This window comes from Vibrio aerogenes, from assembly GCF_024346755.1.
Taxonomy (GTDB): domain Bacteria; phylum Pseudomonadota; class Gammaproteobacteria; order Enterobacterales; family Vibrionaceae; genus Vibrio; species Vibrio aerogenes.
The window spans coordinates 3,657,648-3,672,589 of sequence record NZ_AP024861.1 but is presented as its reverse complement, the minus strand read 5'-3'; the positions used below and the strand labels follow the sequence as shown (position 1 = coordinate 3,672,589).

The window sequence follows — 14,942 nt, the reverse complement described above, 5'->3', positions numbered from 1 at the left end:
CTTTTTTTCCTCATAATATCTCTCCTTTTCATCTCTGTGTAATGTTCTGATCATTGTGATTATTGTTGAACAAATCAATAAAAGTTTTTCTTTAGCTGCATCTCCCTGGCAACGATTAAGAGATGCTATTTGGCCACACAAATCCGGGCCGCGTTTTCATGCATTACAAAACATCAACTTTTCTGCTCGGCCTGGTGAAACACTGGGTATTGTTGGTCACAACGGCAGTGGTAAATCAACACTGCTGCAAATTATCAGCGGTGTATTGACACCCGATTCCGGACAGGTTCAGGTTCAGGGGCGAATTGCCGCATTGCTGGAATTGGGGTCGGGGTTTAATCCTGAATTTACCGGCAGGCAAAATGTCTATTTTAATGCACAGTTGTTGGGGCTGACTCATCAGCAGGTTGAAGCTCAGTTTGATGCAATACTGGCATTTGCTGATATTGGTGATTTTATTGATCAGCCGGTCAAGTCTTATTCAAGTGGGATGATGTTGCGGTTGGCCTTTTCAGTGGTGATGCATATTGATCCAGACATTTTGATCGTCGATGAAGCGCTGGCTGTTGGAGATGACGCTTTTCAGCGTAAATGTCATGCGAAGCTGAAACAGCTGCAGGCGCGTGGCGTAACATTGTTGTTTGTCTCTCATTCAGCGGGACAGGTAATCGAGTTGTGTGACCGGGCAATCCTGCTTGATCATGGTGAATTGTTGATGGAAGGAACGCCTAAAGATGTGGTGCAGCAATACCATAAGTTACTGCATTTGCATGGCTCTGAACGTGATGAATATCGAAGCTTGATTCAATCTGGTCAGGCAAAAAGCGAAGTAACAAAAACAAAGCAAGAAGACGAAACTCAACTCCCCTCTGGTACATATGACCCATCGTTACAGCCAGCATCCAGTGTCTGGTATCAAAATCAAGGGGCTGAAATATCCGATCCTCATATCGAGAATTTGTGCCAGGAGCGGGTCAATTTACTGACGGCTGGTGATGTTTATGAATATGTATACCGGATTTCTTTTCACAGAGAAGCGTTTGAAGTGGGGGCCGGCATGATGATTAAAACAGTCTCAGGATTTGAACTGGCAGGTGGGACATCGATTCGGGATCATCAGTTACGTATCCCTTATGTCGCAGCAGGGCAGGAAGTTGAAATGCGGTTTAAATTTACCTGTCAGCTTCCAAACGGCAGCTATTTTCTGAACTGTGGTTGTTCAGCCTTAGTTGAAGGAGAAAGACAATTTCTTCATCGTGGTGTTGATGCAGCCATGTTTACTGTTGTTGAACAAAGCACTCATATGACCGGTGCTGTTGATATGATTCAAACGATTTCCAGTGAAATAATTCATGAAACGTCCTAATTTATATATTCTGGGCGGGCAAAAGTGTGGTACAAGTGCTTTGGCTCATTTCCTTGCACAGCATCCTGATATTTATTTGCCAAAACGCAAAGAAGCCCATATTTTTGATCATCCTGATATTGAACCGACTGACTTTGGCCAACTTGATCTTGCTTATCAGGATTTTTTCGCCGATTCACGGTCAGAAACCTATGCTTGTGATGCAACACCTATCTATGGTTACTGGAGTGAATTACTCACCCTGATTGCTAACTATAGCCCTGATACCAAAGTGATATTTATGGTTCGTGATCCGGTAGAAAGAGCGGTTTCTCAATATATGATGGAAACGAATCGAGGAGATGAATCTTTGCCTATGCTTCGGGCTTTTCTGAAAGAGTCTGACCGTTTGAGTATGGCATATGATTCCCGAAGGGAATGGACTTCCCCTGCCCGTTGGGCATCTTATCTGGAACGTGGCCGTTTTCAGCAACAAGTTGAAGCGATATACGCTGCATTTTCCAGAGAAAATGTACTGATTCTGCATAATGATGACTTGCGTTATTCCCATCATGATACCATGCGCAGCATTTGTGCATTCCTGAACATTCCATATTATGAAACCGAACCTGAAGCTGTATTTTCCGGGAGTTACCGGAAAAAGAATCTGACGGATTGTCTGGCAAGGGCTTATGCCCGCTGGAAATTAAAAGATGAAATACAGTTTGTTCGTCAGTTTCGCCAATCTGATATTAAATAAGTGAGCCATGAAATCACCTATGAATGAAAATTTGTCTGCGACCCGCGATTCAGAAAAATCCAGACGTGTTGTTGTTGTGCTGGGCATGCACCGAAGTGGTACCAGTGCGCTGACTAAAGCGTTAAATGTATTGGGTGTTTCTTTAAGTGAAAACCTGATGCCTGAAGGAGAGTTCAATCCCAAAGGACACTGGGAAGACCTGGATATTGTTGCCATCAATGAAAAATTACTCGGGCATTTGGGGTTGATGTGGTTTACACCACAACAGCCTGAAATTAACTTTAATGATCCAATGATCGCTTCATTACTTGACGATGCTGTGACTTTGGTGACTCAAAGAGTTCAGATGTATCCTTTATGGGGATTTAAAGATCCGAGAACGCCTTTTCTGCTATCTTTCTGGCAAGAAGTTTTCCGTACAGGAAATATTCACGCTGACTATATTTTTATTCACCGAAATCCTCTTGATATCAGTCGTTCGTTACATCAGCGAAATTGCTTTTCACATCGTCATTCTTATCTTCTGTGGTTAATGCATACTGCGGTTCAGTTGCCTCGCTTAAAGGGAGAATCCATACATTGGATGACATTCGAGCAACTCATCACGTCTCCTTCTCTGGTGCTGGATGATTTGAAGTCATTTCTGGATATTTCCGATGTGTCCCAGACAGTGTTAAATGACTATTGTAAGCAATTTATTGATCGTTCATTAAACCATAGCATGACGTCTGCGACAGATCTGCAGGGGGATTCTGACGCATTTCAGCCGGTGCCGGAATATCACCTGTTGCTGGAACGATTAGCTCATGAGGCATTTTCACTGGAGCAATGGTTTGAAACAGAATACAGTGCAGAACTTCAGGAAAGTTTAAAGTCTTCCCTTGAAGTGCAGAAAGAACATTGGTTGATGGTTCGTGACACAGTGATGGCACTTTTTGAATCTCGTGTTTTGAATACTGAGATCAAAGATCAGCTAAAGCACTCCGGGCTCAGATGTGAACAGTTGCAGATCGATTCCCGGAATCGTCAGGCGGAATTAAATATTTCAATCGAGAAGTTACGTACCGAGATAAGGGACACGCATGGCCGTTTAAGTGATTCATTGCAAGAGTTGGCTGAATATCAAAAGGCACTTCATGATGAGAAAGCAGCGAAAGCTGAATATATTGAAGAAACACAGAAAGAGCGATTACGTCTGCATGATGAAATTGAACAGCACCGTCATGCCTTAAATGCGGTTTATCATTCGACCTCATGGAGAATCACCAAGCCTGTTCGTCAGGCGAAAGTATTGCTGGAAAGGGCATCGGGCATACCAGCCTTGGTGCAAAAGCACGGTGGCATTGTCAGCCTGACAAAGAAAGTGATTCGTGTACTTCGGCAACAAGGTTTGAGTGGGTTACGTTATAAAGCACAACAAGAAGCATTGATTGATTATGGTCAATGGCTGGAGCGTTATGGCACAGTTTCTGATTTGCAAAGATCAGAGATGAAAAAGCGGGTTGAAAGCCTGAATAACTTACCACTGATTTCTATATTAATGCCCGTCTATAATCCGCCAGTCGCTTATCTTACAGAGGCGATTGAGTCTGTTCGGGCTCAAATTTATCCGAACTGGCAGTTATGTATTGCCGATGACGCATCAACCGATCCGAAAGTGTGGCAAGTCTTATCCGAATACGCTGAGAAAGACGCCAGAATTCAAGTGATAAAGCGTGAAGATAATGGTCATATTTCCAGAACGACTAACAGCGCACTGGAAATCGCTGAAGGTGAGTTTATTGCGCTGATGGATCACGATGACAAATTAGCACCGGATGCGTTATTTTGGGTTTCTGAAAAGATTTTCGAACAGAAAGATGTGGCCATGATTTATTCCGATGAAGATAAAATTACGGCCGATGGTGTGACCCGCTATGATCCAAACTTCAAATCGGGCTGGAATCCAGCGTTGTTACTCAGCCAGAACTATGTTTCTCATCTGGGGGTTTACCGCACCGAACTGGCCAGAGAAATTGGTGGGTTCAGGACGGGCTTTGAAGGGGCTCAGGATTGGGACTTTACGCTCCGGTTTGTTGAAAATATTCGTCAACATCAGATTGCTCATATTCCGCGAATTTTATATCACTGGCGGGCAATCGAAGGGAGTACTGCGGTCGATGAAGAAGAAAAACCTTACGCGTTAGAAGCCGGGCTAAAAGCGGTAGAAGAGCATTTACAGCGCCAGCAAAAAATTGCGGTTGTCTCCCGGCATCCTGAACGTCATTACGCGCGGGTGCAATATCAGATTCCGGCTGATGCGCCAAAAGTCAGTATTATTATTCCGACCCGAAACGGGTTGGATGTTTTATCGGTTTGTCTTGAATCAGTCCTGGAAAAAACAACCTATCCAAATTATGAGATTATCATTGTCGATAATGGTTCTGATTGTAAAGATACGCTCGATTATTTACGAAATTTATCTGAAAAAGATGAACGGGTGAGCGTGATTCGTGATGACAGTCCTTTCAATTATTCTGCACTGAATAATAAGGCGGCTGCAGCTGCCAGTGGTGACATCATTACGCTTTTAAACAATGATATTGAAGTGATTACACCTGACTGGTTGACGGAAATGGTTGGTTATGCGATTCAACCGGAAAACGGGGCGGTTGGCGCAAGATTGTGGTATCCGGATGATACCTTGCAACATGGCGGTGTGATTCTGGTGGGTGGTGTTGCAGGACATGCCCATAAACATTTGCCCAAGGGTATGCCGGGCTATTCATGCCGGGCGATTGTGCCACAGAATTTTTCAGCGGTGACTGCGGCATGTTTGGTGATTCGGAAAGAAATCTTTGATGAACTTGGCGGGCTCAATGCTGAAAATCTGAGTGTTGCATTTAATGATATTGATTTTTGTCTGAGAGTTCAGGAAGCGGGTTATTTCAATGTCTGGACACCTTATGCGGAATTATATCACTACGAGTCAAAAACCCGTGGCTTCGAAGATACACCAGAGAAAATTGCCCGTTTTCAAAAAGAAGTGGAATATATGCAAAATCGCTGGGGAACGCTGTTGCTTCAGGATCCTTGCTATAACCCGAACTTAACGCTGGCCAGAGAGGACTTTTCTCTGGCCGAAGTTCCCCGGGTGTAATGCTAAACTGTCACCTTATCTTTGATTTCTTGCAATCCGGGTCAATTTATTGACTCGGATGAATGGAAGGAATACTGTATCAGTGCTACGGCGGAGGTATTACCTGCTACGGCACGTTATTTGCTAGAAATCTTGCATCGATGCTATATGCGGTAAGTTAGATCCCATCTTGTATAACCAATGTTGAAAGGCTGACTGAACATTCGGTTACAGAATATAACGAGGAATGTTATGAATAATCTAAAGGCACTTTTTCTGGCCACGACGCCACTTATTTTGCTCAATGGTTGTGGTAGTGAAAGTTCTGGTTCTGCGCCTGTCAGTAAATATAATCTTCAGTTTGTTTCACTCAGAGTACTTGATGAAGATGAAGTGAACAGTAATTGTGAAATTTATGGTCGTGAAGAAATCTACGATACTTCAGATGATTCCTCATCAGACGATTCATCTTCTGATGAACCTGATTCTGTGAATGTGGTTGTTGCACAGAAATCCACAGGAGCATTGCTGACAGCGTTTATTCAGGACAGTACCGGGAAAGTAACAGAAACCTATACGTCAGCAAGCTCTTCAAACTGGTCATCTGATGGTGAGTTGACGCTGGTTGCTTCCGATGTGCCGACAAATGGATATGTCACAGTCACCCGGAAACTTCCCGGCAGTACGACAACCTATGCCCTGACTTTGCAAAAATCATTTCTGCAAACCAACATGACGATCAATACGGTACTTTCTGAGGTGACCGCTCAGACTTGTGTAACCGGATCATCCGAGTCAACGGTTTATGAGCGTACTGGCTCGATTGATCAGGATGGTGATGGTTTTGGTATTTTTGGTTTCAGCACATTAGAAGGCATTTATCAGGGATTCTCCGGCCAAAGCATTGATATGAAATCACCAAGCTCAACGTTCCTTGCGACACGCCATGTTCGTGAGTCTGATGATTCTGCAGGAGAGATTAAAGGGTATCGTTTTATCACATTGGGACAGGTCAGCGAAGATTCAGCGATTGAACTGAAAAATGCCGATAGTGACGATATGATTGGTGATATCTCATGGATTGCACCACAAGATTTGTCTTTATCAGCAAAAGCTGAAATAAATGTATATAAGAGTGGAACCGGCGCACTTCACTGGCAGTATCTTCCTCAGACCGGAACCGGTACATACGGTTATGCGAGTGCTGTTGGTGGCGGAAATTACTATGTTTCCACAGAGGGAACCTACAACCAGTGGACGGTCAACGAGACACAAGCGATATCCTCTCCGGCTAACGGACTGGATTTATCAACTGCATTATCCGCTAAAACGCTGCCAGCTGTGGCAACCAGTGAGCTGGTGAGTTGTTCAACTTCTGAAGTGGGGATTTGTCTGCAAACCTATTCCGACTTAGGTGCATCGCTGACCGCACAAAGAACTTATGTGTCTGTGAGTAATGGCTCCGGTTTAGAAATCAAACAGGTGATTTATAGCTCACCTCAGGCGCTGTTACCGATGTTTTCCTTCGATGATTCTGATCTGGATAATCTCTGGAGTAACAGTTTGTCTGTCAGTGAGGTCTCTTTACTGATGGGCACATCAAGCAGTGAAGTGAAAGATATATTTACCCGGCAGTTTTTTGATAGTTTTGCCGTTGCTGAGAACACATTTGATAATGGCAATAAATTTACGGACAGTCTTTCTGTCGCCACACCGTTAGGTGACCAAAAAGACAATCAAAATTTCCTGAAGCGCACCAATTATCTCCAGCTTCAGTATCATGAAACTAAATAGTTTGTCATAAAATCAGTACAACAAAAAAGGAGACATTTTATGTCTCCTTTTTTATGTCATCGGTTCGTTCTCTAACTTGGGCGAATTATATACGACATACCCGATAATCCTTTAAGTGAGCTGGTCTTGTGTCATCGCGGAGGACACTGCACTTTCAGGATAAGAGGGGACAGAAATTGGGGTTGTTGGCTGCACTTCATATAAGGCAGATTTTGCTGCGGTGCATTTGCCTTTTCTTGGCAGGCAGCAATATTTCATCACGCTCATTACATGCCAGAAAAAGAACTTACTCAGTAATTTTTTACTGGCACGTTGGCGCCAGTGTAATGCTTTAACATTTTCAGCTAACTTTATGGTAAGTCCCATAGACAAAGCACGGCGACTGAAATCAATATCTTCACAGTACATATAGAAGCGTTCATCAAGCCCACCGAGATCTTGATACAATCCAGCCCGAAGTGCTAAAAAAGCGCCACTGGCCCAATAAGTTCCTGGCTTTGGTAAAGTCTGGTTTCTCCGATCGATCATTGTTGAACGATCGCCAAATAAATAGGTACGGACAAACTGCCGGAATCTCGGGTACAGGCGGATATTATCATCAGGAACCATCCATGAACGCTCTAAGAATAAATTGCCTACAATGAGTTCTTTCTCTGATGTCATTAAGGACATTCTCAGTTCCGGAATGGTGTTTGGCGTAATTTCGATATCCGGATTGAGCAACAGAAAAAAGTCATCTTTTTGTGGTGCTAAATTCTGCAGATAATACCGGAAATTTAAATTATTATTTCGTGCAAATCCCTGAGGCTGATGATTGGCCAAATAAATAATGTTATTTTCCAGACAATATTCTCTCAATTCTCTGCTTTTGGCATTATCCCGGCACAGAACGACAATATCATCCGCTTTGGCAAGTTTTTTCAACGATGCCAGATGAATGATCATTTCAGTATGGTGATGAGAAATTGTGGATACAATGATTCGCATGATTTTTAGCTATTTGTTTGACTAAATAATTTGTTTTGTTACGCCCAAAGCGGGATTCTACTTGGACTGCGCGATTTTATCAACCTTCTATACATTTGACAGCAATACTGCTTTCTTGTTAATACGGCTGATTAAGGTATTGACGCTAACATTGTAAAGTCCGAAAAGTGTTAAAAAAGTATAAAACATGGTTGAATCCGGAATATTCTTGATATCGCAAATGATACCAATACTACTAAACAATGCAGATATTCCGGCCAGTACCAGTAATGTTGATGTTTTTGACAGTCCCAGTTTCAACAAAATATGGTGAATATGTGTTCTGTCTGCCTGAAAAGGTGACTGTTTTTTTCTGATTCGTCTGACTATGGTTGCAACCATATCCATTAACGGTAGCGCAATAATCCAGAGCGCGGTAACGGGCTTAATGACTTGCAATGGTTGCTGAGTTGATTGTAGTAGAAACCAGAGAACTGTCCAGCCAATCACCATACTTCCGGCATCTCCCATGAAAATCCGGAATCTTTTTCCCAATAATCCCATGTTCAGTAGCAGGTAAGCACTGATAATCGTAATGAGTGAAAGGCATACATAAGCCAGATTTGTCTGACCGTGATAAAGAAGAAGAACAGCCAGGCTTGAAAAGATAATAATTGACAGAGAACCCAATAAACCATCCAGTCCGTCAATCATATTAAATGCATTAATAGCGGTAATGACTGCTAAAATGGTCACGGGATATGACCAGGAAGGAAAGTTTATCGATATATCCCCAACCAGAAATCCAAAATACTCAAGTTTTATATTGGCACCAAGGATCATCAGTAATGCAATAAGTGTTTGCACGGCCAGACGCAGTTTAATACCAAGTCCTTTTTTATCATCCAGTGCACCAATCACTGCCAGCGTTGTCACTCCCAATATATGGACAGATGTTGCCGGCATTAATGATGTATGACGAGACAGAAAGAAAAGATAGCAAATAGTAATGGCGATACCGCCGACGATGGGAACAGGCCCCTGATGTTGTTTTCGGGCATTCGGTAGATCGACAAGGTTAACAGCCTTCGCGACTTTTCTTGAAATAAAAAGTACGATGACAGAAATAAAGAAAAGAGATAAAAGTTCAATACCGTTAATCACAAATTTAACCGTGCCCGCTCATGCTACAAAAAATAAATTAACTGAAGTTACACCATTTATGCTTTACATCCTGACTGGGTAAAGGGCTCACTTTGATAACTGTACGCCAATATTTGAAATTCCCTCTTCTCTGAGCTCATCTCTCAGATCTCTGATAAGCGCTACATCATGCTCTTTGGCTTCTTTCAGAGGACGGAATATCGCCCACTGAACGTCCCATTCCACATTTATGGCCGGGTTCTCTTTTTGGTTCTCATTGGTAATTTGCTGTTCGCTTTGAACTTCTTCCAGCTGTGCGACGGTTCCGACAGATATGGAACTAATCTGCAATGTCGTATCAAGCATGATTTCTTTATCAAGCAGGCAGTGCAGTATTGATGATAAAGCTTCACAGGCATCGATGGCAGGGTATACTGCATAAGTATCGAATGCCTCGGTCGCTGGTATGATTTCTTCCAGTTTTTCCAGCTGCCGCTCAAAATTGATTTTAGCGTTTTTTACGGTCAGATATTCCCAGATAGTATCGAGAACCTGTCGGTAGATGTTTGGCTCAGCATACTGTGTATGATCACAAAACATAGCATAATTGGGATACATGCGCTCACAAAGACAAGCCATAAATGTTACTTGCTGCCAGGAGGCTAGTTTTTCAAGACGAAGTTGAAGCGGGTTCTTAAGCATATTGGTTTCACGCATGAGACAAAAACACTGTGCAGTGTACTTGATTATGTCCGGAGAAAAAAGCCAATGGAACAGATGTTCGTGAAGCTATTGAAAGAAATACGTCAGTGCCGTTTGTGTGAGCCGGAATTACCATTGGGTGCGAACCCGGTGATTCAGGCACATCCGGATGCCCGGATACTGATTGTCGGTCAGGCACCCGGAACACGGGTTCACCAGACTTCTGTGCCGTGGAATGATCCCAGTGGTGAACGGTTGAGGCAGTGGCTGCAGTTGGATCGGGAAACATTTTACACACCGGAAAGGATTGGAATTATGCCAATGGGGCTGTGTTATCCGGGAAAAGGACATTCAGGGGATTTGCCGCCAAGAAAAGAATGTGCGCCTCAATGGCACGGCCGGGTACGTAATGCGTTACACAATATACAGCTGACCCTGCTCATCGGCCAGTATGCACAGGAATATTATCTGAAAGATAAGCCAAAGACTTTGACTGAAACGGTGCGGGAATGGCACCGATGGTCTCCGGATTATTTACCTTTACCGCATCCGTCTCCCCGCAATACGCTTTGGCTGCGAAAAAATGCATGGTTTGAATCTGAAGTGCTTCCGGAAATCCGTTTACGAATCCATCAAATACTGTCTGACGATTCTGTTTGAACGCTGAGTCTCGCCCTGATACCAGAAAGTAAAAAATGTGTAAAAACTGATATGATACTTCAAGATAGTATGAGCTGCTATGCATTACCGGTGAGAAAAATTGTGAGTTGTTACTCAGTTTATCGTTAAAATTTCCTTAAATTAACAAAAGAACGTCGACAAACCTTTGCCAGACAGGGCCTTTTTGCTTTAGAGTGGCTCTGGTTCGATAACATGTAGAAGGGAAACCTAATGAACAAGACCCAATTAATAGACTTCATTGCAGAAAAAGCAGATCTATCTAAGGTGCAGGCAAAAGCCGCTCTGGAAGCAACTTTAGGTGCAGTTGAAGAAGCACTGAAAGATGGTGACCAGGTTCAGCTAATTGGTTTTGGTACATTCAAAGTTAATCATCGTGCAGCGCGCACTGGTCGTAATCCTAAAACTGGAGAAGAGATCCAAATTGCTGCCGCAAATGTTCCTGCATTTGTTGCAGGGAAAGCACTGAAAGAATCAGTGAATTAATTTATAATACGCCAAGGCATCACCCTTTGATTTCTTGGCGTATTTTTATGAAACGATCTACTTTTCTTACTTGTTTATCAATTCTTCTCTTTGGATGTTCTTCTTCCCAGCATTCTCCGTCTTTAAAAAAGCTTGAACAATTATCCGGTGGTGAACGGGTTGGCGATGCGGTCAGTCTCTTCTGGTACAGCGATCATGCGGGTTCTCCTTATTCGGCATCTGATTATATTCAGTCTGATTTTGATGGTGGATATCAAACCAGCTACCGTTGGCAGGGTTCTGTATTAAAAGAATTAGTTCGTGAAGGAACACAGACTGCTTCAGAGAATGTATTAGTCCCTTTTAAAGTACATATCCGGTTTGATAAAAATGGTGATGCGGTTTACCAGCAGTATCGGTTAAATGGCAAAGTTTTGCCGTTGTCGGCTGAATCGCTGAACCAATATAAAAATCAGGCGAATGCGATCGTTGCTGCGGTGAAAAAACAAGACAAGCAGGGATTAGAACTGATTCAGGGTGTATGGCATGGCGATCATTTTGAAACATGTTCCGGCTACGAATATGAACGGGTTGAATTTAATCAGACTTTACCGGGTTTTGTGATTAATCGTTTATCCGATTTGGACAATTATATGGCTTTTCTGGGTAAAGTAAAAAATAAACGGGTCTATGTGGATGAGCTGCTTGTGTTGGCCGATGAAGAGCATGAGTGTATCGCCCGCCCGAATTTAATCCCTGAATCATAAATGTGAAAAAGCCGGGATAATCATCTTTCCCGGCTTGAATTTGCTTGTTTTGATTGACTGGCGCTTACTTCTGAATGTTTTGTTCACGGTCAATCGCACGATAGCCGATATCGCTGCGACAGAAAACACCATCCCAGCGAATTTGTTTTGCCAGCGTATAAGCTTGTTTCTGAGCTTCTGATACAGAATCACCCAGAGCCGTGGCGCAAAGCACACGGCCGCCATTAGTGACAATCTGGCCATCTTTTAGTGTTGTACCGGCATGGAAAACTTTTTGTTCACCAGAAGCATTTTCAGGCAGTCCGGTGATCACATCACCTTTTGTATAACTGCCAGGGTAGCCGCCTGCTGCCAGAACAATACCAACAGCAGCTTTGCTGTCCCATTTTGATTCTGTTTGATCCAGTTTCTTGTCCAATGCAGCTAAGCAAAGCTCAACCAAATCAGACTGCATCCGCATCATAATCGGCTGTGTTTCCGGATCACCGAACCGGCAGTTGTATTCGATGACTTTCGGATTTCCTTCTGCATCAATCATTAACCCAGCATAAAGAAAGCCAGTGTAAGGGTGACCTTCCTGAGCCATACCTTCAACGGTCGGTTGAATCACTTGTTCCATAATACGTTGGTGAATATCTGCAGTGACAACCGGAGCGGGTGAATAAGCACCCATTCCGCCGGTATTCGGTCCGGTATCTTTATCGCCAACCCGTTTATGGTCCTGACTGGTTGCCATTGGCAGAATATTTTTCCCATCCACCATGACAATAAAACTGGCTTCTTCACCTTCCAGAAATTCTTCAATCACAACCCGGCTGCCTGCATCGCCAAATGCATTGCCGGCCAGCATATCTTTGATCGCGGCTTCTGCTTCTTCGAGTGTCATTGCAACGATGACCCCTTTACCAGCGGCCAGACCATCTGCTTTGATGACAATTGGCGCACCTTGCTGGCGAACATAGCTCAGCGCTGGTTCAATTTCAGTAAAGTTCGCATAGGCTGCTGTTGGAATATGATGGCGGGCCAGAAAATCTTTGGTGAAGGCTTTTGAACCTTCCAGTTGCGCTGCGCCTTTTGTCGGGCCAAAAATCGGCAGCCCGGCTTCCTGAAAAGCATCGACTACACCAATCACTAAGGGGGCTTCCGGTCCGACAATGGTCAGTTCGATCGATTTTTCTTTGGCAAATGCAACCAGTGACTGAATGTCTTCCACGTCAATGTTGACATTCTCCAGTTTAGGCTCTGAAGCTGTACCTGCATTGCCCGGTGCAACGAATACCGTATTAACCTGAGCATTCTGTGCGACTTTCCATCCCAGTGCGTGTTCGCGTCCGCCAGAACCGATAATCAGTACATTCATGAAAATACATTCCTTAATATTCAATTGGCTTACGCTAAAAGCGTAAGCCATAAAGTTGGAAGAGAATAATGCTTAGTGTCTGAAGTGACGCATACCGGTAAAGATCATCGACATGCCATGTTCATCAGCTGCTGCAATGACTTCATCATCACGCATTGACCCCCCCGGCTGAATGACACAGGTAATACCTGCTTCGGCAGCTGCATCAATCCCGTCACGGAACGGGAAGAATGCATCTGACGCCATCACAGAACCTTCGACCTTCAGTCCTTCGTCTGCGGCTTTAATACCAGCAATTTTTGCTGAGTAAACGCGGCTCATCTGACCGGCACCCACACCAATCGTCATATCGCCTTTGGCGTAAACAATCGCATTCGATTTTACATACTTCGCAACTTTCCAGCAGAACAGCGCGTCTTTGATTTCTTCGGCTGATGGGTGACGTTTTGAAACGATTTTCAGATCTTCAAGACCCACCATGCCCTGATCGCGCTCCTGAACCAGTAACCCGCCGTTCACGCGTTTCACATCGTAACCTGATGTTTTGCTGTTCCAGTAGCCACATTCCAGAAGACGGACATTTTTCTTGGCTGAGACCACTTCAACAGCTTCTGGTGTAATTTCAGGCGCGATAATCACTTCAACGAACTGGCGATCAACAATGGCTTTCGCTGTGGCCGCATCAAGTTCACGGTTGAAGGCAATGATGCCCCCAAATGCTGATGTCGGATCGGTTTGATAAGCGCGGTTATAAGCGCTCAGAATATCGCCGCCGAGTGCAACACCACATGGATTCGCATGCTTGACAATTACACAGGCTGGCTCATCAAATTCTTTCACGCACTCCAGTGCTGCATCTGTATCCGCGATGTTGTTGTAAGAAAGCGCTTTACCCTGAATCTGGCGGGCGGTGGAAACGGAGGCTTCTTCCGGGTTACTTTCAACATAAAATGCAGCAGATTGATGGCTGTTTTCGCCATAACGCATGTCTTGCTTTTTCCCGAACTGCATGTTGAATGTACGCGGGAACTGAGAGGCTTCATCGCCTTCTTTGTTTTCACCGTAAGATGGCACCATCGTGCCGAAATAGTTGGCAATCATACCGTCGTAAGCCGCGGTATGTTCGAAGGCTGCAATCGCCAGATCGAAACGGGTGTTGTATGTCAGGGAGTTCTGATTGCTATCCATTTCAGCAATCACGCGATCGTAGTCGTTCGCTTTGACCACAATTGTCACATCTTTATGGTTTTTCGCAGCAGAACGGACCATTGTTGGCCCGCCAATATCAATGTTTTCAACCGCATCTTCTAAGGTGCAGTCCGGGTTTGAAACGGTTGCAGCAAACGGATAAAGGTTGACGACAACCATATCAATCGGTTGTATGTCATGTTGAGCCATCACCGCATCGTCCTGTTCCCTGCGGCCTAAAATTCCGCCATGAACTTTCGGGTGCAGTGTTTTCACACGGCCATCCATCATTTCCGGAAACCCGGTATAATCAGAGACTTCAGTGACTGAAATGCCCTCTTCAGCCAGAAGGCGGGCTGTGCCACCGGTAGAAAGAATATCGACCCCACGGTCAGCCAAAGCTTTGGCAAACCCGACAATACCTGTTTTATCTGAAACGCTAATCAGCGCACGGCGAATCGGACGAGCGTTATTCATGCTTCCTTTTCCTCAAATCACGGAGTTAATTGAATGACATTGATGTCAGAATTTTGTGGCGCACATTCTAACGAATTAAATGTAAAAAAGCTCGCGCAATCGTTTGGCATTGAGAAAAAAATCAGGAAATGGTGATTTTATGAAGGGTTCATCTTAAGAAAAAGACGCCCGTTTTACCG

Annotated in this window: 12 protein-coding genes; 7 read left to right on the top strand and 5 right to left on the bottom strand. The window is 44.0% G+C overall.

The window, feature by feature from the left end:
* The first annotated feature begins 52 nt into the window (after positions 1–52).
* From OCV29_RS16400 to OCV29_RS16385, 4 genes are all read left to right on the top strand, one after another.
* Positions 53–1,366: an ABC transporter ATP-binding protein gene (locus tag OCV29_RS16400; protein ID WP_084193350.1), complete on the top strand. Its 1,314-nt coding sequence runs from the start codon at positions 53–55 to the stop codon at positions 1,364–1,366.
* The gene (locus OCV29_RS16395) at positions 1,353–2,105 is read left to right on the top strand and encodes a sulfotransferase family protein (RefSeq protein ID WP_073604213.1); all 753 of its coding nucleotides are present in this window, start codon (positions 1,353–1,355) and stop codon (positions 2,103–2,105) included. Before OCV29_RS16400 ends, OCV29_RS16395 begins: the two co-directional genes overlap by 14 nt.
* Positions 2,106–2,124: 19 nt before the next feature.
* Positions 2,125–5,244: a glycosyltransferase gene (locus OCV29_RS16390; protein WP_073604212.1), complete on the top strand. Its 3,120-nt coding sequence runs from the start codon at positions 2,125–2,127 to the stop codon at positions 5,242–5,244.
* 231 nt (positions 5,245–5,475) lie between these two features.
* Entirely contained in the window at positions 5,476–7,017 is a 1,542-nt protein-coding gene (locus OCV29_RS16385; protein ID WP_073604211.1) for a hypothetical protein, read from the top strand.
* A gap of 111 nt (positions 7,018–7,128) precedes the next feature.
* Here OCV29_RS16385 and OCV29_RS16380 read toward each other — a convergent pair whose 3' ends face one another.
* The 3 genes from OCV29_RS16380 to OCV29_RS16370 all read right to left on the bottom strand — a co-directional run bounded on the left by OCV29_RS16380 (position 7,129) and on the right by OCV29_RS16370 (position 9,828).
* Positions 7,129–8,004, bottom strand: a complete 876-nt coding sequence (locus OCV29_RS16380; RefSeq protein WP_175561549.1) for a glycosyltransferase family protein — start codon at positions 8,002–8,004, stop codon at positions 7,129–7,131.
* Positions 8,005–8,091: 87 nt separating this feature from the next.
* On the bottom strand, positions 8,092–9,147 hold the full coding sequence (gene wecA, locus OCV29_RS16375) for a UDP-N-acetylglucosamine--undecaprenyl-phosphate N-acetylglucosaminephosphotransferase (RefSeq protein WP_073604209.1): 1,056 nt from the start codon (positions 9,145–9,147) through the stop codon (positions 8,092–8,094).
* Positions 9,148–9,234: 87 nt separating this feature from the next.
* Positions 9,235–9,828, bottom strand: a complete 594-nt coding sequence (locus tag OCV29_RS16370; protein WP_073604274.1) for a YjaG family protein — start codon at positions 9,826–9,828, stop codon at positions 9,235–9,237.
* A gap of 75 nt (positions 9,829–9,903) precedes the next feature.
* Between OCV29_RS16370 and OCV29_RS16365 the strand changes: the two genes are divergently transcribed.
* The 3 genes from OCV29_RS16365 to OCV29_RS16355 all read left to right on the top strand — a co-directional run bounded on the left by OCV29_RS16365 (position 9,904) and on the right by OCV29_RS16355 (position 11,738).
* A complete protein-coding gene (locus OCV29_RS16365; protein ID WP_073604273.1) occupies positions 9,904–10,488 on the top strand; it encodes a uracil-DNA glycosylase family protein in 585 nt (194 codons plus the stop codon).
* 231 nt (positions 10,489–10,719) lie between these two features.
* The gene (gene hupA, locus OCV29_RS16360; protein WP_073604208.1) at positions 10,720–10,992 is read left to right on the top strand and encodes a nucleoid-associated protein HU-alpha; all 273 of its coding nucleotides are present in this window, start codon (positions 10,720–10,722) and stop codon (positions 10,990–10,992) included.
* A 47-nt stretch (positions 10,993–11,039) separates the two neighbouring features.
* Positions 11,040–11,738 (top strand): DUF1481 domain-containing protein, encoded by a 699-nt coding sequence (locus OCV29_RS16355; RefSeq protein ID WP_073604207.1) that lies wholly within the window; start codon positions 11,040–11,042, stop codon positions 11,736–11,738.
* A 64-nt stretch (positions 11,739–11,802) separates the two neighbouring features.
* Here the strand turns inward: OCV29_RS16355 and purD are convergent, their stop codons facing one another.
* Together purD and purH are read right to left on the bottom strand one after the other, a co-directional pair.
* Positions 11,803–13,098 (bottom strand): phosphoribosylamine--glycine ligase, encoded by a 1,296-nt coding sequence (gene purD / locus OCV29_RS16350; protein ID WP_073604206.1) that lies wholly within the window; start codon positions 13,096–13,098, stop codon positions 11,803–11,805.
* A gap of 72 nt (positions 13,099–13,170) precedes the next feature.
* Entirely contained in the window at positions 13,171–14,763 is a 1,593-nt protein-coding gene (purH, locus tag OCV29_RS16345; protein WP_073604205.1) for a bifunctional phosphoribosylaminoimidazolecarboxamide formyltransferase/IMP cyclohydrolase, read from the bottom strand.
* Positions 14,764–14,942 lie beyond the last annotated feature (179 nt).